This is a genomic window from Paramesorhizobium endophyticum (genome assembly GCF_014640615.1).
GTDB classification, from domain to species: domain Bacteria; phylum Pseudomonadota; class Alphaproteobacteria; order Rhizobiales; family Rhizobiaceae; genus Paramesorhizobium; species Paramesorhizobium endophyticum.
In genome coordinates this window covers 1-18,981 of the sequence record NZ_BMHH01000041.1, presented here as the reverse complement: position 1 = coordinate 18,981, position 18,981 = coordinate 1, and the positions used below count along the sequence as shown (strand labels likewise).

Sequence of the window (18,981 nt, the reverse complement as noted above, 5' to 3'; positions counted from 1 at the left end):
CGAGGCGCTCTATATGGGTTGCCGGGAACAGGCGGGGCGCGAGGCTTCGCCCACCGCCGCCATTATCGACAGCCAGAGCGTCAAAAGTGCGGAAAAAGGGGGGCCTCGATCGACCCGCATGGCTACGATGCAGGCAAAACCGCGACAAACTGCGTTTGCGCTGAGATCAAGGGCAAGAAGCGGCATATTTTCGTCGATACCCAAGGCTTCCTGATGCATGCCCTCGTTCACCCCGCCGACATTCAGGATCGCGATGGCGGTGTGGTGGTGATGGCGACCTTATTCGGGCGCTATCCCTTCCTGCTCAAGCTCTATGCCGATGGCGGCTATCAGGGGCCACAGTTTCAGAAAGGCTTGCAGAAGGCAATCGCCCAGGTCAATGTCGAGATCGTCAAGCGGTCCGATCAGGCCAAGGGGTTCATCGTCCTGCCACGCCGTTGGGTTATCTGGTACTGCTGTCGGTCGATAAACATCGAATGGATTATCGAGCAATTTCCAGCGTCACTGAGCTTAGAATTTATTGGTTGCGCGTGCGCGCCCGAGAAAACATATGGCAAAAATGTGTTTTTGCCATATGTTCGCTAAGTCGCGTAATCTCGGCGCAGGGTTGCAATCAGCATACGACACCATAGGTATCAATTAAGCCCGTCTAGGACGCTGAGGTTTTTAGCGCGGTGCGACATCTGATCGAACTCGGCGGTCTCGTCGTCAAGGCCGGTATCGTGGAACTGACCCGCGACGACCGTGCCACCATCCTCGGCGCGCTCCTCTGGATGGCAGAAAAACTCAGAAGCGAGCAAGGCGAACATGCGCGCGACGTCTGGACAAAACTGGGAAAGATGGCGTTCGAGCTGGATCGTCCAGCAAGCCCGAGCGACAGGGTATGGCCGCAGCAGAATGGTGCGTGACCGATGGCGGGCGGGCGTGGAGACCCACATATCGCATCGCCGCCCGCCATCGCACGGTTTGAGCGGTCACTTCCGATCAAGCCTCCGGTAATACCTGCGCTGGTTGGTCGTAGGATCAGTCATGCAGAAACAATCGGCGAGCGCGTCCACGCTTTGCAGAACGCCCAGCAAGGCATAGGCGTTGAAGGGATTGCCCGCACCCGTCTCATAATGGCTGACATAGTTCGCCATGATCGACGGCATGTGATGGTTCCGGAGAAGGAAGAGTGCGCGCTGCGTCATGGGAATCAGCCCGCCTTTGCCAATGCCTGGTCGAGATCGGCGATGATGTCGTCCGCATTCTCGATGCCGATGGAGAGGCGCACGACATCCGGCCCTGCCCCCGCGGCGATCTTCTGCTCGTCGGAGAGCTGGCGGTGCGTGGTCGAGGCGGGGTGGATGACGAGGGAGCGCGTGTCGCCGATATTGGCGAGATGCGAGAAGAGTTCCAGGCTGCCGACCAGCTTGACGCCCGCCTCATAGCCGCCCTTCAGGCCGAAGGTCAGCACCGCGCCGCCGCCCCTGGGGGAATATTTCTGCTGGAGCGCGTGGTATTTGTCGGAGGGAAGCGCCGAGTAGGACACCCAGGCAACCTTGTCGTGCTTTTCCAGCCATTCGGCGACCTTCAGCGCGTTGTCGGAGTGCCGCTGCATGCGCAGGGGGAGTGTTTCCACGCCGGTCAGAAGCTGGAAGGCGTTGAAGGGCGAGATGGCGGGGCCGAGGTCGCGCATGCCCAGCACGCGAGCGGCGATGGCGAAGGCGATGTTGCCGAAAGTCTGGTGCAGCACCATGCCGGCATATTCGGGCCGGGGCTCGGAGAGCAGCGGGTAATTGCCCGATTTCGACCAGTCGAACGTGCCGCCATCGACGATGATGCCCCCCATGGAATTGCCATGGCCGCCGATGAATTTCGTCAGCGAATGGACGACAATATCGGCGCCATGCTCGATGGGGCGGATGAGATAGGGCGAGGCGAGCGTGTTGTCGACGATGAGCGGCAGGCCGTGCTTCTGCGCCACTTCGGCAATCGCCTCGATATCGACTATGATGCCGCCGGGATTGGCGATGCTTTCGACGAAGATGGCGCGGGTGCGCTCGTCGATGAGGCTTTCGAATGAGGCGGGATCGTCCGTATTGGCCCAGCGCACCTCCCAGCCGAAGGATTTGAAGGCATGGCCGAACTGGTTCATCGAGCCGCCATAGAGCTTGTTGGCGGCGATGAAATTATCGCCCGGCTGCATGAGCGTGTGGAAAACGAGAAGCTGCGCCGCGTGGCCGGAAGCAGTGGCAAGCGCCGCCGTGCCGCCTTCCAGCGCGGCGATGCGCTCCTCAAGCACGGCCTGCGTCGGGTTGGTGATGCGGGTGTAGATATTGCCGAAGGCCTGCAGACCGAAGAGCGAGGCGGCGTGGTCCGCATCCTCGAAGACGAAAGATGTGGTCTGGTAGATCGGCGTGGCGCGCGCGCCGGTCGTCGGGTCGGGCTTCGCGCCGGCGTGGACGGCAAGGGTTTCGATACCGGGGCTGCGTTGGGCCATGTTTTCTCCTCCTGGGCGTCTTTGTTTGTTGTCCTTATCTATGGCCGTCGTTTTGCCGGAATCAAAGCAAAATCATTTCGGAAAGGGCCAGATGGGGAGGATATTCGGGCTGTTAATATGGGCTCGCCGGGCTCTATTAGAAAGTCCTTTGAAAAACAGTTGCTTAAACGCAAACCCGCAGAGATCGATTCAGATGCTCGACAATCCGATTCAAACGTCATTTTTATGAGGTATTATAATACCAATTTTACAAGCCATTGTTTTTATTGATGTTTTCCGCAATACCTCGAAAAGAAAAGCTTGACGCGGCACAGCTTCCAATGTATTTGGCCGCCAGATGTGGGAGGTCTCGTGCTTCCTGCATTCCTGTTGACCCGGCAGCATTCATGCCACGGGCCAACGCAAGCAACAAAAAAAGCCTTCCTCTGTTGAAGGATTTTTCAAGGATCGTAACATGACAACCTTCTCCCAGAAGCCGGCAGAGGTGGTGAAGAAGTGGGTGCTGATTGACGCCGAAGGTCTCGTCGTCGGCCGTCTCGCCTCCATCGTCGCCAACCGCCTGCGCGGCAAGCACAAAGCCACCTTCACCCCGCATGTGGACGATGGCGACAACGTCATCATCATCAATGCCGACAAGGTGGTCCTGACCGGCAAAAAGGTCCAGGACAAGAAATATTACTGGCACACCGGCTATCCGGGCGGCATCAAGGAGCGCACCGCGCGCCAGATCCTCGAGGGCCGTTTCCCCGAGCGTGTCGTTGAAAAGGCGATCGAGCGCATGATTCCGCGCGGTCCCCTCGGCCGCCGCCAGATGAAGAACCTGCGCGTTTACGCCGGCGCCGAGCATCCGCATGAAGCCCAGCAGCCCGAAGTGCTCGATGTCGGCGCGCTGAACCGCAAGAACAAGAGGACTGCATAATCATGGCTGAGCAGCTCAACTCGCTCGAAGAACTCGGCAATGTCGCTGTCGCCGCCCAGGCGGAAGCCGCGCCGGTTCATGTCCAGAAGCTCGATTCGCTTGGCCGCGCCTATGCCACCGGCAAGCGCAAGGACGCGGTCGCCCGCGTCTGGGTGAAGCCGGGTTCCGGCAAGATCGTGATCAACGACAAGGAATTCGACAAATATTTCGCGCGCCCCGTGCTGCAGATGATCCTGCAGCAGCCGATCGTCGCGACCAACCGCGCCGGCCAGTTCGACGTCATCGCCACCGTCACCGGCGGCGGTCTTTCCGGCCAGGCGGGCGCCGTGCGTCACGGCATCTCCAAGGCGCTGACCTATTACGAGCCGGCCCTGCGCGCGGTTCTCAAGAAGGGCGGCTTCCTGACCCGCGACAGCCGCGTGGTCGAGCGAAAGAAGTACGGCAAGGCGAAGGCCCGCCGTTCGTTCCAGTTCTCCAAGCGTTAATTTTTGGCGTTTCAGGGCGGAACCCACGGAAAAGCGGGCCTTCGGGCCCGCTTTTTTGTTGTCATAATGATTAGTGAGATAGTGAGTAGGGAATAGTGAGATAGAAAATGATCTCCCCTACTCACTATCTCACTGTTCACTATCTCGCTGGACATGCCATGCCCTCCAAATCCATCGATCACGCCTTTACCGCCCGCAATCTGACCGGCGAGGCAACGGACCCGACCTATGCGGGCGCGCTCTCGTTCATGCGGCGGCGCTATACGAAGAATTTGAAGGACGCCGACGCGGTGGTCTGGGGTATTCCGTTCGATGCGGCGGTTTCCAACCGGCCCGGAGCGCGGTTCGGGCCACAAGCGATCCGGCGCGCGTCGGCCATGTTCGACAATGACCCGCAATATCCGTTCCATCGCGATCTCTTTGCAGAGTTGGCGGTGATCGATTACGGCGATTGCCTGCTCGATTACGGCAATCACCAGAAGACGCCCGCGACGATCGAACGGGAGGCGGCGAAGATACTGAAGTCAGGCGCGTTTCTGCTCTCGCTCGGCGGCGACCATTTCGTCACCTGGCCGCTGTTGAAGGCGCATGCGGCGAAATATGGCCCGCTGGCGCTGGTGCAGTTCGACGCGCATCAGGACACATGGTTCGACGATGGCAGGCGGATCGACCATGGCTCCTTCGTCGCCCGCGCGGTGCGCGATGGGGTGGTGGATCCCCGGCATTCCATCCAGATCGGCATCCGCACCCATGCGCCCGAGGATTGCGGCATCAAGCTCATCCATGGCCATGAGGTGGAGGAGATGTCCGCTGCGGCTATTGCAAGGGCTATTATCGAGCGGACCGCGGGACGCAAGGTGTACCTCACCTTCGACATCGATTGCCTCGATCCGGCCTTCGCCCCCGGCACGGGAACGCCTGTGGCGGGTGGCCCCTCCTCCGCCAAGATGCTGTCCGTGCTCCGGCAGCTCGCCGGCCTCGATATCGTGGGCGCGGATGTGGTGGAGGTTGCGCCCGCTTACGACCATGCCGATATGACAGCCATCGCCGGAGCGACCATTGCCATGTATTATCTGGGGCTGCTGGCTGAGAGACGAGCGCGACGATGAAGTTTCGATATTGATTCAGGTGGCTCTAAAACAGAATCCGCAAATATCCCTATCCCTTTGAAATAACGGGCAGAACGCATGAAACCGAAAATCTTCATCGATGGCGAACATGGCACAACGGGCCTGCAAATCCGCACGAGGCTGGCCGGTCGCGACGATCTCGACGTGATCTCGATCCCCGAGGCGGAACGGCGCAACAAGGATCTGCGGGCCGACTACTTACGCGCCGCCGATATCGCCATTCTCTGCCTGCCGGACGATGCCTCGCGCGAGGCGGTGGCTCTGCTCGAAGGGCATAATTCGACGCGCGTGATCGACACCTCGACCGCCCATCGCGTGCATCCGGACTGGGCATATGGCTTTGCGGAACTCGCCAAGGGCCAGCGCCAGCGGATCGCCGAGGCGCGGCTCGTGGCCAATCCCGGCTGCTATCCGACCGGCGCGATTGCCCTCGTCCGTCCGTTGCGCGATGTCGGGCTGCTGCCTGCAGATTACCCGGTCACGGTCAATGCCGTCTCGGGCTATACGGGCGGCGGCAAGCAGCTGATCGCCCAGATGGAAGACGAGAACCATCCGGAGCATCTCACCGCCAATAGTTTCCTCTACGGCCTGCCGCTGCGCCACAAGCATGTGGCAGAGCTGCAATTGCACGGAAGGCTCGACCGGCGGCCGATCTTCAGCCCCAGCGTCGGGCGTTTTCCGCAGGGCATGATCGTGCAGGTGCCGCTTTACACAAGCGAACTCGAAGGTCAGCCATCCCTCGAGAGAATCCACGCGGTATTGGCTGAGCATTATGCCGGGCAGGACATTGTGGAGGTGGTACCGCTGGAGGTTAGCGCGAAGCTTCCCCGCGTCGACGCAGAGGAACTGGCAGGCAGCGACCGGATGAAGCTCTTCGTTTTCGGCACGGAAGGCGATGGACAGGTCAATCTCGTCGCCCTCCTCGACAATCTCGGCAAGGGCGCATCCGGCGCGGCGGTGCAGAACATGGACCTGATGCTGGGCAACGGATAGAGCCGCCGCATAAGCGCTCTCTTCTTCGGCGCATGATCTCTGCATCTTGGGAATCATGCGCCGGCCCTGCCTCGCAAGCGCGAAAAGGGAATGCAAATGATGGAGAAGAGCACATTCTTCGATTTTGGCGACGAGCGGGGCGTGCTGCGCATCTCGATCGCCGTCACGATCTTGGTGGCCGCTGTCGGCATCGCCTTCGGCCTTCTTTCCGGCTCCTTTTCCATCGTCTTCGACGGCATCTACTCGCTTGTCGACGCGGGCATGAGTTTTCTTGCGCTCATCGTCACCCGGCTCATCACCTCCTATGCCACCTCGCAGAGGCTGTCGCCGCGCTTGCGCAAACGCTTTTCAATGGGATTCTGGCATTTCGAGCCGATACTGGTCGGGCTGAACGGCGTGATTCTCATCAGCGTCGCGGTATACGCCTTCTTTAACGCGGCATCGCGCCTGCTCGATGGCGGGCACGAGCTGGAATTCGGATGGGCGCTCCTCTATGCCGCCGTCGCTGTCGCCGTCTGCTTCCTCATGGCCGCCGCCGAGACGCGCGCCAACCGCAAGATCGGATCGGATTTCCTGCGGATCGACATAAAAAGCTGGATCATGGATGGCGGCATCACCGCCGCGCTGCTGGTCGCGTTCTGCCTCGGCTATGCCGTGCAGGGCACACAATGGCAGTGGCTTTCGCCCTATATCGACCCCGGCGCGCTGATGCTGGTCTGTCTCGTCATCATTCCGCTGCCGATTTCGACCGTGCGGCAGGCCTTCTCCGAAATGCTGCTGATCACGCCGGCTTCCCTGTTGCTGCATGTGGAGACGGTGGCGCAGCGTTTCACCGAAAAATACCGCTTCACCTCATATCGCGCCTACGCTGCGAAGGTGGGACGAAGCACCCAGATCGAGCTTTATTTCATCGTCCCGCCCGGCAGCCCGGCGAGAGCCATCGAAGAATGGGATAAGTTGCGCGATGAAATCGGCGACGCGCTCGGCGAAGCCAGTCCGGACCGGTGGCTGACGATCGTCTTCACCGCCGATCCCGAATGGGCCGAATGATGTAATGGAAGGAACCTTCTTGCATGGATAGCACGGCGCGGTTTCCCGCTCAGACCTGCGCCGTTTGGGGATCGAGTGGCTTGCCCTTGAAGGGCGCGACGTTGATCTCCCCTTCCCGCTTGCGGGCCTGAGCAATGTCGTAGCTGTTCTGCATGCGCATGAGCGTATCCATCGATACGCCGAAAGCCTTCTCGATGCGCAGCGCCATCTCCGATGACAGATGCGCGCGCTCATTGAGCAATGCAGAAAGCGTTGCCCGCGTTACACCCAGCACCTCCGCCGCGCCCGTCACGGACAGGCCAAGCGGCTCGATAATTTCATGCTTGATAAAGCCGCCGGGATGAGCCGGGTTTTTCAAGCGAATGCCTAAATTTGCAGCCATGGCCATCTCCTAGTGGTAATCTTCATAATCGAGATCGATGATTTCTATTTCGGCTGTGTCGATCCTGAAGGTGATCCGCCAGTTCTTCGTCACGAAGAGGCTCCATGTGCCCTTTCGATCGCCGGTGAGTTGGTGAGCCTTCCAACTCGGAACCGTGCGCAACTCTTCTTCCTGTTCCATATCCTGAAGGAAGGAGACGATCCGGCGAACTTTTGGCACAAGGGCCGCCTGCAAGCCGGCGGGGTCGTCATCTTCGATGAACCGGCGCAACCCCTTATGGACCACGTTTCGAATTCGCATGGGTGAATGTTGCCCGAAAAAGCGTATGGCGTCAATTGACACCATACATATATGACGAATTCGCCTGAGCCGACGTATCTCGCTCAGTCCTTATGAGCGGCAGGCGCGTGCTTCATCCCGCATAAGCGCCCTTCGTCGCGCGCCAGTGTGCTACGGCGAAAGCAAGCACCACCAGCGCGAAGGCTTGGTGCGTCAGGCCCAGTTCGATCGGCACGCTTGCCACCAAGGTCGCGATGCCGATGGCGGCCTGCGCGACGATCAGCGCGACCAGCACCAGCGTACGGCGCGCATGGGTGGTTCTGGGGGCGTTCCGCCAGGCCTGCATGGCGTGAAGCAGCACCAGGACCAGCACCGTATAAGCGAACATGCGGTGGACGAACTGGACGGTCTTCGGGTTCTCGAAGAGATTGCGCCACCAGGGCGATTGCGTGAAAAGGTCCGACGGGATGACCGCGCCATCCATCAATGGCCAGGTGTTGTAGGTGAGGCCGGCATGAAGCCCCGCGACGAGGCCGCCGAGATAGATCTGCACCAGAACGGCTACCACCATCCAGCCGGCGAAGCGCTGGATCGCGCGGCTGGCGGGCCGCTGCGTATAGGTGGCAAGGCCGCGCGCCACATAGAAGACGGCGACGATGATGATGCAGGCGAGCGTCAGATGCGTCGCGAGCCGGTACTGGCTGACGCTGGTGCGCTCGGCGAGGCCGGAGGCGACCATCCACCAGCCGATCGCGCCCTGCAGGCCGCCCAGCGCCAATATGCCTAAAAGGCGTGGTTTCAGCCCGCGCTCGAGCCTGCCGGTCAGCCAGAAAAAGGCGAGCGGGATGGCGACGAGGAAGCCGACGCCGCGGGCGAGCATCCGGTGCGCCCACTCCCACCAGAAGATGCCCTTGAACTGATTGAGCGTCATCCCTTTGTTGACCAGCTCATATTGCGGGATCTGCCGGTATTTCTCGAATTCCTCCTGCCATTCTGCCTGATTCAGGGGCGGAATGACGCCGTGGATGGGCTTCCATTCGGTGATGGAAAGGCCGGAGCCGGTCATGCGCGTTGCGCCGCCGACCATGACGATGGCGATGAGCACGGCGAAGACGGCATAGAGCCAGATGCGCACGGCGCGCCGGTTGCGCTGCTCCTGCTCTCCCAGCGAAACAAGTTTGCCGCCCATCGCTGTTACCGACATGCCATTCACTCCGCGTTAAATTCCGCACAAGTACCTGCCGCATCCCTGCCCGCAAGACAAGCAAAACCCGCGCGACACGCCGTCGCCCTTCTTTCCCCTTTTCCTTGTTCGTCAGAAACAGTAGTTAGATCGACAGAACAAGTGGGGTGCGTCCGATGCCGGTGAGGCTCAAGAAACTGATCGGAACCTTTTTGCTGGTGGCGCTGGTGACGATCTATGCGGTGCTGGCGACGATCATCGCGGTCGGTCATCTGGCGGAGTCGAGCGGCTGGGTGCATCTGGCCTATTTCTTCTTCACGGGTATCCTCTGGGTGCTTCCGGCAATGTGGATCATTTCCTGGATGGAAAAGCCGCCGCGCCGGAAAAACGGCTGAGCCCCGCTCATGGCCCGCTTTTCGCCTCGTATCATCGGCGATGTAGACGCCGCGTTTCGTCTCCTGCCTCCTGATCTTGAAGGATATGTCGCGGGGCTGCCGCAATCCGCTCCCTTTGTGCGCAACTGGCAGAAACACGCCAATCAAGATTGCTTCATCGCGGCGCTCCACGATGGCGAAACGCCCGTGCTGATGCTGCCGCTGGAGGTCGTGAAATCCGGTGCTGTCAGGCTGGCGCGTTTTCCCGGGGGCACCCATGCAAACGGCAATTTTCCGGTACTAAAGCGTGATGCCGCGAAGCTGATCGGCGCGGACGATATTCGCTCGCTCCTGCGCGCCATCAGTGAAGCGCGGCCCGATATCGATATGCTCCTGCTCTCGCGGCAGCTTGGTTCTCTTGGGGAGACGGTCAATCCCCTCCTCTCCCTACGCCATGCCCGCAATCCCAACCCGGTTTTGTCCGCCTCGCTGGGCTGCGGCTTTGACGGCGTGCTCGAGCGGGGCAACCCCAAACGCAAACGGAAGAAGCATCGCCAGCATACCCGCCGCTATGAAGAAGCGGGCGGCTACCGCATCATCGCGGCCGCTACCGCTGACGAGGCGCGCGCGCTGCTCGACCGCTTCTTCACCATTAAGGCGGAGCGCTTCGCGAAAAACGGCATAAAAAATGTGTTCGGCGAGCCCGGCGTACAGCAATTCTTTCATGCGCTATTTGGCGAAGCCGCAGGGGTGACGCCTCGAACGTTCGAGATCAAAGGTTTGGAAGTGGACGGCATCGTCCGTGCGGTGATGGGCAAATCCTACTGGAAGGACGGGTTGACCGTCGATTTCGCCGGCATTGCCGATGACGATATGGTTTCGGCAAGTCCTGGCGAGTTCCTCTTCTTCGAAGATATCGCGCAAAGCTGCGCGGAAGGCGTCGCCATCTACAGCTTCGGCATCGGCGACGAGCCTTATAAGCGCGACTGGTGCGATATCGACTTGCCGCTTTACGATGGCGTGCTGGGCTTCACCCCTAGAGGCCGCGCCTATGCGGCGGCTTACCGGGCGCGCAATGCTGTTACGGCAGCGGTGAAGGGGAATCCCAAGGTCTGGAAATTGGTCCAGAAGCTGCGGGCGCGGATGTCTTGAAACTGATGAAGGGAAGCAGTATATTTCCGAAGTGCCTCCCGCAGGGGTAACTGCGAGAGGCCTTTCACTAGAATGGCAAGATTTGGACTCGCACGCGGATTATCCAGCCCGTGCGGGTCTTTCTTACCTCTAGCGTGATGATTATAGGCAGATAATAGTGGCCCATAATTTTCACTCCGGGTTCGAGAGCGAGGCACTCGGCAATGCCGATGCAGCCCATCTTCATCGGCACGCCGGCTGGACAAGGCGTTTACTGCGATTTCCCCCTCGACCCATTATTCATAACAAACGTATAGGTAGTGTCCAGCGCCACATGCTGGCCTGATTTACCACCCCAGCCGAGAGCCCTTCTTCTTCCCGCCGGCGGGCGGAACGGGCGCTTCGGGTTCCGAGCCCATCAGGATCAGCACGTCTTCGAAGCCGTTGTCCTCCAGGTCCAGAGCCGCGAGCGCCACGGCATTGTCCTCGATATCGACGATGCTGAGGATGATCTGGGTTGCCGCGCCATAAAGCCGCTTGATTGCTTCGGCGTTGGACGGCCCGCATTCCACCACGACAATATCATAGGCAGCTTCCAGTGCGTCGAGGATGATCGGCAACCGGTCGATGGCGCGCATGGCGCGTTCGGGGTCGGCGAGGCCCAGAGGCATCACATGCGCATCTGAATAATGATCGCTGTGGATCACATCGGTGAACTGCTTTTCCGAGGCGAGCAGGTCGGTGATGCCCGAGACGGTCCTGCCGTCGAGCATCGCCCGGCTGATGGCGCCCGTTCCCGTCATGTCGATGAGGATGACGCGCAAATTCCCGTCGGCAAGTTCGCGGGCCAAACGCACAGAGGCAGCGGAGCCGTCATCGCCCTCCGGCGAGACGATCAGGGCGCGGGTTGCGCCAAGCTCGACGAGCCGCGTGGCGATGGACGGCACACTGTGAGGGTTTTCCGGCAGCTCGTCGCCAATGGCGGTGTAGCTGTCGTAAATCTCCTGCACGGTCTCGGCCGATGGCAGCGGACGATCGGACCGGGCGCGGCGCGGCGCCTTTTCCTCGTCATCGTCCGCCACAGCGGCGGCGACCGGCGCGGCGGTTGCTGCCGCGGCTGGCATGCGGATTTCGTCGGCAGGCGGCTGCGCGGTGCCATCGACAGGGCGCATGGCCCGGCCGCTGAAAAGTTCACGCAAGAGAACGAAGATCGAAAGCAAGAGAAGCCCCGCGAAGAATGTCGCGCCCACGATCGGGAGCGTTTTGGGAAAATAGGGTTGCGCCGGAATGTCGGCTGGAGAAAAAACCCGAGCGTCCACCGGCAGATAGTTGCGGTCGGTGCGCGACGCCGCTTCGCGGTACCGGGTGAGATAGGTCTCGAGCAGCTCACGCTGCGCCGTCGCCTCACGCTCCAGCGCCCTGAGTTCCACCGCCTGGCCCCCGGCCTGCGCGGCCTGCGCCTTCACCCGGTTCAGCTCGCGGTTCAGTTCAGTCTCGCGCAGTTTCGCGGTCGAAGCCTCATTCTCGAAACTCTCCAGGATCTTGCGGCCTTCAACGCGGATCTGCAGGTCCAGGTCGGCAAGCTGCGAGCGCAAGGCGCGGATGCGCGGATGGCCCGGAAGAAGCGAGGTGGAGAGGTCTGCGATCTGCGAGTTCAACTGGATTTGCCGCTCGCGGAGCCGCTGCATCAGACCGGAGGCGACGATATCCGGGAGGGTATCGAGCGGCGCACCGGTTGCCAGCGCATTGCGGATGCCCTCCGCTTTCGCCTCGCTTGCCGCCCGGTTGGCGCGAACCCGCGAAAGCTCGGACGAGACTTCCGACAATTGCTGCGAGGCAATCGGCGCCTCCCCCTGCCCTTGCAGGAGATCCGTGGAAGCCCGGTAATTGGCGACTTTGGCCTCGGCTTCCTTGACGCGCTTGCTGAGGTCGGCGATTTCCGGCTGGAGCCAGGCAGTCGCGTCGTCAGTCGATTGCAGCTTGGCGGCTCGCTGGAGGGCGATATATTCGTCCGCAATCGCATTGGAGACCTTGGCTGCAAGCGCCGGACCCTTCGACGAGAACTGCACGACGATCACGCGCGAATCCGGGACATTATAGACCTGCAGATGCTCACGCATCTCGCGCAGCATGTAATCCTGCGGCGAGACCTGGGTGGGATCGTGCTTCAACCCCAGCGAAATCAGCAGGCGCGACAGGGGCGACGGCCTGCCGAATTCATCTGTCTCGGCAAGCTTCAGCTTGTCGCCCACTTTTTTGAGAAGATCGGAAGAGGCGATGACCTCCACCTGGCTCTTGACGGTTTCCTGGTCGATGACCGGGCGGTCGGCGGCGGTTTCGCCATTGGGCCGCGTGAAGACGGATTCGCGCGTTTCGATCAATATCCGGCTTTCGGCCCGGTATTCGGGCGTCGCCAGCATGCAGAAGAGCAGAGCGAGCGCGGCGAGCGTCAGCGCGCCTATGAGGATGAAGAGCGCGTGGCGCCGGAGGCTGCCGAACAGAGCGCCCAAATCTATATCGACATCATTACCCGCCGAAGCCGCACCGGACATGAACTCATACTCCACACCGCCCCCACGCTCGGGGCTGGCAAGTATGGTAAATACGTATAGTAACCATCAGGTTAAACGGCAGGTTCCGAAAAAAGTCGAGATTGCAAGGTTAGCTTTTACCAGCCATTAACCCTAACCATTCGATAACAGCATGACGATTGTGGGATACCTGCCGGCGGCGGAAGACGTTACGGCGGAAACTGAGGTTGCAAGCGGTGCGAGAAACAAGGCGTATTTCTGGGCGCATCTTCATGGCGGCTTTCGGCGCGGCCCTCATGGCCGTCAGCGGATGCGCGAGCTATGTTCCCGCACCACCCGCTTTTCACGAGGCGCTGAACCGGCCCTACATCCTGGACGCCGGGGATCGGCTGCGCGTCACGGTCTTCGAGCAGGCCGACCTCACCAATACATACAATGTCGATCCCTCGGGCTATATCTCGTTCCCGCTCATCGGCAAGGTGCCGGCGCGAGGCCGCACCCTGCAGCAACTGGAAAGCGACATCGCGACGAAACTGCGCGGCGGCTATCTGCGCGACCCGGATGTTTCAGTCGAGATAGACCGTTACCGGCCCGTTTTCATCATGGGCGAAGTGGGCGCGGCGGGGCAATACTCCTATGTGCCGGGCATGACCGCGCAGAAGGCAATTGCCGCTGCAGGTGGCTTCACCCCGCGTGCGGAACAGGCCAATGTGGACATTACCCGGCAGCTCAACGGCAAGATCATTACCGGACGGGTCCTCATCACCGACCCGTTGCTGCCCGGCGACACCATCTATGTCCGCGAGCGTTTGTTCTAATTCCCAAATGTGATCGATGATCCATGTCGCGAGTGCCCGGCCATTGCGTATCGTCCATTGCTTCCGTTCGCCGGTCGGCGGCATTTTCCGGCATGTGCGCGACCTCTCCCGCGCGCAATCGGCGGCGGGACATGAAGTCGGCATCATCTGCGACTCCTCGACAGGGGGCGTTTATGAAGACCATCTGTTCGACGGCATCCGCGATCACCTCGCATTGGGTGTGCATCGCATCGCAATGCAGCGCCATGTCGGGCCGGGCGATCTCCTCGCCGGAGCCAAGGCATATGGCATCATCAAGAAATTGCAGCCGGATGTTCTGCACGGGCACGGCGCCAAAGGCGGCGTCCACTCGCGCATATTCGGCTCAGCCTTACGGGTTTTCAGGTCTCGCGTAGCCCGTTTCTATTCACCGCATGGCGGCAGCCTGCATTTCATGCATGACGAATGGCCCGGCAAGCTCGTCTTCGCCGCCGAAAAGATGATGGAGCCGCTGACAGACGCCATCATCTTCGTCTCCCGATATGAGCAGGATTCCTACATCAGGAAGATCAGGCAGCCGAAATGCCCCAGCGCCGTCATCCATAATGGATTGAACGACACGGATTTCGAAAAGATCGAGGCGTCGCCCCAAGCCGCCGATTTCCTTTATGTCGGCATGATGCGCGACCTGAAAGGGCCGGACATGCTGATCCGCGCCCTCGGGGACGCGGAGCGGCTTGCCGAACGCAAGCTCTCGGCGGTCCTGGTGGGCGATGGGGCGGAAAAACCGCGCTACATCCGGCTCGTGCAGGAACTGGGTCTGGAGGGACGGGTGACATTCCGCGATCCCATGCCGATCCGCGAGGCTTTCCGGCTGGGTCGAACGGTGGTTGTTCCCTCCCGGGCGGAGGCGCTGCCCTATATCGTGCTCGAGGCTCTCGCCGCGGGCAGGCCCATCCTCGCAACCCATGTCGGCGGCATACCGGAGATTCTCGGGGCTGCGCCGACGACGATGGTGGCGCCCAATACCGAGGCGCTGGCAGTAAAAATGGCGGAAATTGCCGCCGATCCTTCAGCCTATCACGAAAAAATGCCCGATCATGAGCAGATCCGTCAAAGATTTGGCGCTGCTGCCATGGCAAAAGCTATAGAAGAAGTCTATCGGGCGGCGCTCCCGGCAGATTGAGCCTTTCCCCCGGGAGCGACCGATAATATATAAGCGATCGGGCTTAGTATCTGGGCGACCTGTTTTTGCGATCCTCGGGGCGAGACGCTACCATGAACAACATAGAACCGAATGGGCCTTTCAGCAGAGAGGCAGTCACCCGCATGGAGGGGGCGGGCGGCGGCGCGACCGCGGAGCCGCTCAAGCTCAATCCAACGGCCAGCCAGGTTGCCCATCAATATCGCCGCGATACCATTTCGCCCGTCATGGTCAGCGGGCTGATGCGCATCGCCGAGTTCGGGCTGGTGCTCTTATCCGGCCTCGTCATCTTCGTGGCCTATGTCGGGCTCCAGACCTATCTAGCCTATATCTACCCCCTCGCCATCCTTGCCGGTGCGGTCCTCTACGTGCTGCTGATCGAGATGGCGGACGGTTATCAGATCATGGCCCTGCGCAATCCCGTGCATCATCTGGGGAGGCTGGTCCTTTCCTGGATCGGTGTCCTCGCTCTGCTGGCGCTGACGGGATTTCTCCTGAAAATCTCGGAAGAGTTTTCACGGCTCTGGTTTGGCACCTGGTTCTGCTGCGGCCTCGTGCTGCTCATCGGACTGCGCCTCGTCATCGCACGGAAAATCCGCGGCTGGGCGCGCAACGGCACCATGGAAAGGCGCGCCGTCATCGTCGGTGGCGGCAAGAATGCGGAGGATTTGATCCGGTCGCTGGAGCAGCAGCCCGACAATGATATCCGCATCTGCGGCATCTTCGATGACCGCGACAATCGCCGCTCGCCGCCCATTGTCGCGGGCTATCCGAAGCTCGGCAATATATCGGAACTGATCGAGTTCGCCCGTATCGCCCATATCGACATGCTGATCGTCTCCCTGCCTCTGACGGCGGAGGCGCGCGTGCTTTCGATGCTGAAAAAGCTCTGGGTGCTGCCGGTCGATATCCGCCTCTCGGCCCATACCAACCATCTGCGCTTCCGTCCGCGCGCCTATTCCTATATCGGCTCGGTGCCGATGCTCGACGTCTTCGATAAGCCGATCAACGATTGGGATTATGTCGCCAAGCGCGCCTTCGATATCGTCTTCAGCCTGATCGGCATAGCCGTATTCTCGCCCATCATGCTTCTGACAGCGCTCGCCATCAAGCTGGAGAGCAAGGGACCGGTCATTTTCAAGCAGAAGCGCCATGGCTTCAACAATGAGGTCATCGAGGTGTGGAAGTTCCGCTCGATGTATATCGAGCAGTGCGACCCGACCGCGCGCCAGGCCGTGACCAAGAACGACCCGCGCGTGACGAAGGTGGGCCGCTTCATCCGCAAGACCTCGATCGACGAGCTGCCGCAATTCTTCAACGCGCTGATAGGAACGCTGTCGCTGGTCGGGCCTCGTCCCCATGCCATCGCGGCGCATTCGCACAATGTGCTCTATAACGAGGTGGTAGACGGCTATTTCGCGCGCCACAAAGTGAAGCCGGGTGTCACCGGCTGGGCGCAGATCAATGGCTGGCGCGGTGAGATCGACAATGAAGAGAAGATCAAGATGCGCACCGAGTTCGACCTCCATTACATCGAGAACTGGTCGCTCTGGTTCGATCTGAAAATCCTGTTCCTCACCCCGATCCGCCTTCTCAATACGGACAACGCCTATTGAGCGCGGTCGCCGAAAGCACCTCTCCTGCCCCCGTTCCCGATAAGGCGGCGGTCAACCGGGCGCTCGTGCGGCTGATCTCGAAGGGCGCCATCGGCCTCGGCGTGTTTCTTAGCGGCTTTGTGATCGACGAGCCCGCGCCCTATGAGCTCTACATGGTGGGGCTCATCGCCGTCTGGGCGCTCTTCGGGCTCAGGATTTCGCGCGTGACGGCGGTGCTGCTGGCGCTGCTGGTGCTGTTCAATTTCGGCGGGGTGATTTCGGCCAGCCAGATGCCGGACCTGAAAACCGCACCGCTCTATATCGGCGTTTCGCTCTTCCTCGCCTTCACCGCCGTCTTCTTCGCGGCCATTATCGAGGCCGATTATCGCCGCTTGGCGACGATTTTTCACGGCTATTACCTGGCCGCCCTCCTCACCTCCATCTTGGGCGTTCTAGGCTATTTCAACGCCTTCCCCGGCGCGGATGTCTTCACGCTTTACGGGCGGGCCAAGGGCGCGTTCCAGGACCCAAACGTCTTCGGTCCGTTTCTGATCCTGCCGGCGGCATGGAGCATTCACCAGATCCTGACGGGCAAGCCGCGCGCGCTGCTCCTGCATATCCCTCCTCTGCTTGTGCTGGTGCTGGGGCTTCTCCTGTCGTTTTCCCGCGCGGCGTGGGGAATGCTGCTGGTGGTGATGGTCCTGTTGCCCCTTCTTCTTGCCCTCAAGAACCCCAGCAACAAGTTTCGGGTGAAGCTGATCGTGCTTGCGGGTCTGGCGCTTCTCATCATCGGCCTTGCCATCCTCGCCGCCCTGCAGATCCCGCAGGTGGCGGATCTATTCTCGCAGCGCGCCCAGCTGGTGCAATCCTACGATACCGACCGCATCGGCCGGTTTGCACGGCATTGGTATGGGCTGGTGCTGTCGGCGCAACATCCGCTTGGCATCGGCCCGCTGGAGTTCGGCCCGATCTATGGCGAGGACACGCACAATATGTGGCTGAAAGCGCTGCTCGACTATGGCTGGCTCGGCTTCGCCGCCTTCCTGACGATGACCATGCTGACCATCGGCATGGGCCTACGCCTCCTCCTGCGCAACCGGCCCTGGCAGCCCTATCTCATCTGCGCCTATATCACCTATTTGACCCATGTGATGGTCGGCAATGTCATCGATACCGACCACTGGCGGCACTTCTATCTCCTGATAGGGATCATCTGGGGGTGTGTGGCGCTGGAGACGCGGCATAGGGCAAAAGCCGCCGAACCTGCCTTCTAAAAATAGCGCGCTGAATTTTTCGAATCGACCGCCCCAACCGGGCTTCAAATTTCATGGAAAGTATAATTATGATCTGCCACTGGGTTTTGTTGATCCAGCCAGACTGAAAGGAGGTGAGACGATTGGAAAAACCGGCTTACTCTGACAGTCAGGTTCAGGACTTGGCGGTTCACCCTGACGATCAGTAAAGAGTAAGAAAACGGGGATCGGGCTTCGGCCCAGTCCTCAACCGGCAGAAAATCCGTCTCACCTACTTCTGCAAAATATATTAACACGACGCCCAATCATTTCAAGACAGCCAAAACGGCCTGCCCGGCTTGACCGAGCGGCGGGCTCACTTTGACCGTTCCCATCTGTGGAGCAAAGCCCGTGCTGTCGCGTTTGAGAGAGGAAAGCCCAAACCAGAGGAAGACGCTAATGAATGTCGCCAATTTGCAAATCGAGGGATTGTGTCTCGCAATCGCGGCCATCAACCAGAAGCTCGTCGAGAAAGGCCTTCTTTCGCAGTCCGAAATCGACAAAGCGTTGAGGGAGGCTGAGGCGACGGCCCGTGGGGATGATCGCTTTGTCGAGGATCTCAACCCGTCCAACCGCGATGCCATCTGCTTTCCGATCCGCGTCCTCCAGATCGCGAACAGCGCTGCGCCCGAGCGAACCTGGACATTCTCCGATCTGGCGCGGCTGGTAGGCAGCACGAAGGAACCCTACAACGATATGCTCTGATCGTTACGCCATTCAACATGTGTCATGTGTGCGGCCACGGGCTTCAACGTATAACTGCGAAACCCCTGAACTCGGGGTTTGGCGCGAGGGTGCCATGCCCCGATGTGCATTTTCTGCCGGTTTCTCATTTTTAGGGCTTGCGGAAAAACCTTTACCATTCTAAGGCTTTCACCGGTTCGGAGCGTAGCGCAGCCTGGTAGCGCACTTGACTGGGGGTCAAGGGGTCGCTGGTTCGAGTCCAGTCGCTCCGACCATTTTTTCTTATATTGCCGATAAAGGTATCCGAAGCGGCACCGCATGAGCGGCTCGTCGAAGCTTCTATGGTATCTGGATTACCTTCAGAGGCTGTTATTCCGGACTTTTTGATATTTCCGGGTCGGATTTCGTCGACCGTGAAGAATCTCAATTCTACGCGGCGGCTGATTTTGTGCCGATGGGCAGCGCAGCCA

19 protein-coding genes, 1 tRNA gene and 1 pseudogene are annotated in these 18,981 nt (G+C 60.3%); 15 read left to right on the top strand and 6 right to left on the bottom strand.

Features of this window, described 5'->3' with window-relative positions; translation table 11 throughout:
* Positions 1-480: pseudogene (locus tag IEX53_RS22820) on the top strand (transposase); the annotation flags it as partial.
* 194 nt (positions 481-674) lie between these two features.
* The gene (locus tag IEX53_RS22815) at positions 675-908 is read left to right on the top strand and encodes a conjugal transfer protein TraD (protein WP_188826477.1); all 234 of its coding nucleotides are present in this window, start codon (positions 675-677) and stop codon (positions 906-908) included.
* A 66-nt stretch (positions 909-974) separates the two neighbouring features.
* On the opposite strand, the gene IEX53_RS22810 is transcribed toward IEX53_RS22815, so the two are convergent.
* Both IEX53_RS22810 and IEX53_RS22805 read right to left on the bottom strand, forming a co-directional pair.
* Positions 975-1,190: a hypothetical protein gene (locus tag IEX53_RS22810; protein ID WP_236016338.1), complete on the bottom strand. Its 216-nt coding sequence runs from the start codon at positions 1,188-1,190 to the stop codon at positions 975-977.
* 5 nt (positions 1,191-1,195) lie between these two features.
* Positions 1,196-2,482 (bottom strand): O-acetylhomoserine aminocarboxypropyltransferase, encoded by a 1,287-nt coding sequence (locus tag IEX53_RS22805; protein WP_188826476.1) that lies wholly within the window; start codon positions 2,480-2,482, stop codon positions 1,196-1,198.
* A 454-nt stretch (positions 2,483-2,936) separates the two neighbouring features.
* On the opposite strand from IEX53_RS22805, the gene rplM reads away from it, so the two are divergent.
* The 5 genes from rplM (at position 2,937) to IEX53_RS22780 (ending at position 7,059) form a co-directional block, all read left to right on the top strand.
* On the top strand, positions 2,937-3,401 hold the full coding sequence (gene rplM, locus IEX53_RS22800) for a 50S ribosomal protein L13 (protein ID WP_188826475.1): 465 nt from the start codon (positions 2,937-2,939) through the stop codon (positions 3,399-3,401).
* 2 nt (positions 3,402-3,403) lie between these two features.
* Positions 3,404-3,886 (top strand): 30S ribosomal protein S9, encoded by a 483-nt coding sequence (gene rpsI / locus IEX53_RS22795; RefSeq protein WP_188826474.1) that lies wholly within the window; start codon positions 3,404-3,406, stop codon positions 3,884-3,886.
* A gap of 158 nt (positions 3,887-4,044) precedes the next feature.
* A complete protein-coding gene (speB, locus tag IEX53_RS22790) occupies positions 4,045-4,995 on the top strand; it encodes an agmatinase (RefSeq protein WP_188826478.1) in 951 nt (316 codons plus the stop codon).
* A 78-nt stretch (positions 4,996-5,073) separates the two neighbouring features.
* Positions 5,074-6,009, top strand: a complete 936-nt coding sequence (gene argC, locus IEX53_RS22785) for an N-acetyl-gamma-glutamyl-phosphate reductase (protein ID WP_188826473.1) — start codon at positions 5,074-5,076, stop codon at positions 6,007-6,009.
* Between the two features lie 96 nt (positions 6,010-6,105).
* Complete coding sequence (locus IEX53_RS22780; protein ID WP_236016337.1) at positions 6,106-7,059, top strand: cation diffusion facilitator family transporter; 954 nt, start codon at positions 6,106-6,108, stop codon at positions 7,057-7,059.
* 49 nt (positions 7,060-7,108) lie between these two features.
* Here the strand turns inward: IEX53_RS22780 and IEX53_RS22775 are convergent, their stop codons facing one another.
* The 3 genes from IEX53_RS22775 to IEX53_RS22765 all read right to left on the bottom strand — a co-directional run bounded on the left by IEX53_RS22775 (position 7,109) and on the right by IEX53_RS22765 (position 8,924).
* Positions 7,109-7,441 carry a HigA family addiction module antitoxin gene (locus IEX53_RS22775; RefSeq protein ID WP_188826471.1) on the bottom strand — a complete coding sequence of 111 codons (333 nt, stop codon included), beginning with the start codon at positions 7,439-7,441 and terminating at the stop codon, positions 7,109-7,111.
* Between the two features lie 9 nt (positions 7,442-7,450).
* Positions 7,451-7,741: a type II toxin-antitoxin system RelE/ParE family toxin gene (locus tag IEX53_RS22770; protein WP_188826470.1), complete on the bottom strand. Its 291-nt coding sequence runs from the start codon at positions 7,739-7,741 to the stop codon at positions 7,451-7,453.
* Between the two features lie 112 nt (positions 7,742-7,853).
* Entirely contained in the window at positions 7,854-8,924 is a 1,071-nt protein-coding gene (locus tag IEX53_RS22765) for a COX15/CtaA family protein (RefSeq protein WP_188826469.1), read from the bottom strand.
* 155 nt (positions 8,925-9,079) lie between these two features.
* Here IEX53_RS22765 and IEX53_RS22760 point away from each other — a divergent pair, with 155 nt between their 5' ends.
* Together IEX53_RS22760 and IEX53_RS22755 are read left to right on the top strand one after the other, a co-directional pair.
* The gene (locus IEX53_RS22760; protein WP_188826468.1) at positions 9,080-9,298 is read left to right on the top strand and encodes a DUF2842 domain-containing protein; all 219 of its coding nucleotides are present in this window, start codon (positions 9,080-9,082) and stop codon (positions 9,296-9,298) included.
* A 9-nt stretch (positions 9,299-9,307) separates the two neighbouring features.
* Positions 9,308-10,429 (top strand): GNAT family N-acetyltransferase, encoded by a 1,122-nt coding sequence (locus IEX53_RS22755; protein ID WP_188826467.1) that lies wholly within the window; start codon positions 9,308-9,310, stop codon positions 10,427-10,429.
* Positions 10,430-10,755: 326 nt separating this feature from the next.
* On the opposite strand, the gene IEX53_RS22750 is transcribed toward IEX53_RS22755, so the two are convergent.
* Positions 10,756-12,960: a GumC family protein gene (locus IEX53_RS22750; RefSeq protein WP_188826466.1), complete on the bottom strand. Its 2,205-nt coding sequence runs from the start codon at positions 12,958-12,960 to the stop codon at positions 10,756-10,758.
* Positions 12,961-13,211: 251 nt separating this feature from the next.
* Here IEX53_RS22750 and IEX53_RS22745 point away from each other — a divergent pair, with 251 nt between their 5' ends.
* From IEX53_RS22745 to IEX53_RS22720, 6 genes are all read left to right on the top strand, one after another.
* Positions 13,212-13,757, top strand: coding sequence for a polysaccharide biosynthesis/export family protein (locus tag IEX53_RS22745; RefSeq protein WP_188826465.1), 546 nt, complete (start codon positions 13,212-13,214; stop codon positions 13,755-13,757).
* 16 nt (positions 13,758-13,773) lie between these two features.
* Positions 13,774-14,922: a glycosyltransferase family 4 protein gene (locus IEX53_RS22740; RefSeq protein WP_188826464.1), complete on the top strand. Its 1,149-nt coding sequence runs from the start codon at positions 13,774-13,776 to the stop codon at positions 14,920-14,922.
* A 92-nt stretch (positions 14,923-15,014) separates the two neighbouring features.
* Entirely contained in the window at positions 15,015-16,556 is a 1,542-nt protein-coding gene (locus tag IEX53_RS22735) for an undecaprenyl-phosphate glucose phosphotransferase (RefSeq protein ID WP_188826463.1), read from the top strand.
* Positions 16,553-17,809, top strand: coding sequence for an O-antigen ligase family protein (locus IEX53_RS22730; protein WP_188826462.1), 1,257 nt, complete (start codon positions 16,553-16,555; stop codon positions 17,807-17,809). The genes IEX53_RS22735 and IEX53_RS22730 overlap by 4 nt, the downstream gene beginning before the upstream one ends.
* A 417-nt stretch (positions 17,810-18,226) precedes the next feature.
* Positions 18,227-18,532 carry a hypothetical protein gene (locus IEX53_RS22725; protein WP_188826461.1) on the top strand — a complete coding sequence of 102 codons (306 nt, stop codon included), beginning with the start codon at positions 18,227-18,229 and terminating at the stop codon, positions 18,530-18,532.
* 177 nt (positions 18,533-18,709) lie between these two features.
* Positions 18,710-18,786: transfer RNA gene (locus IEX53_RS22720), tRNA-Pro, on the top strand.
* Positions 18,787-18,981 lie beyond the last annotated feature (195 nt).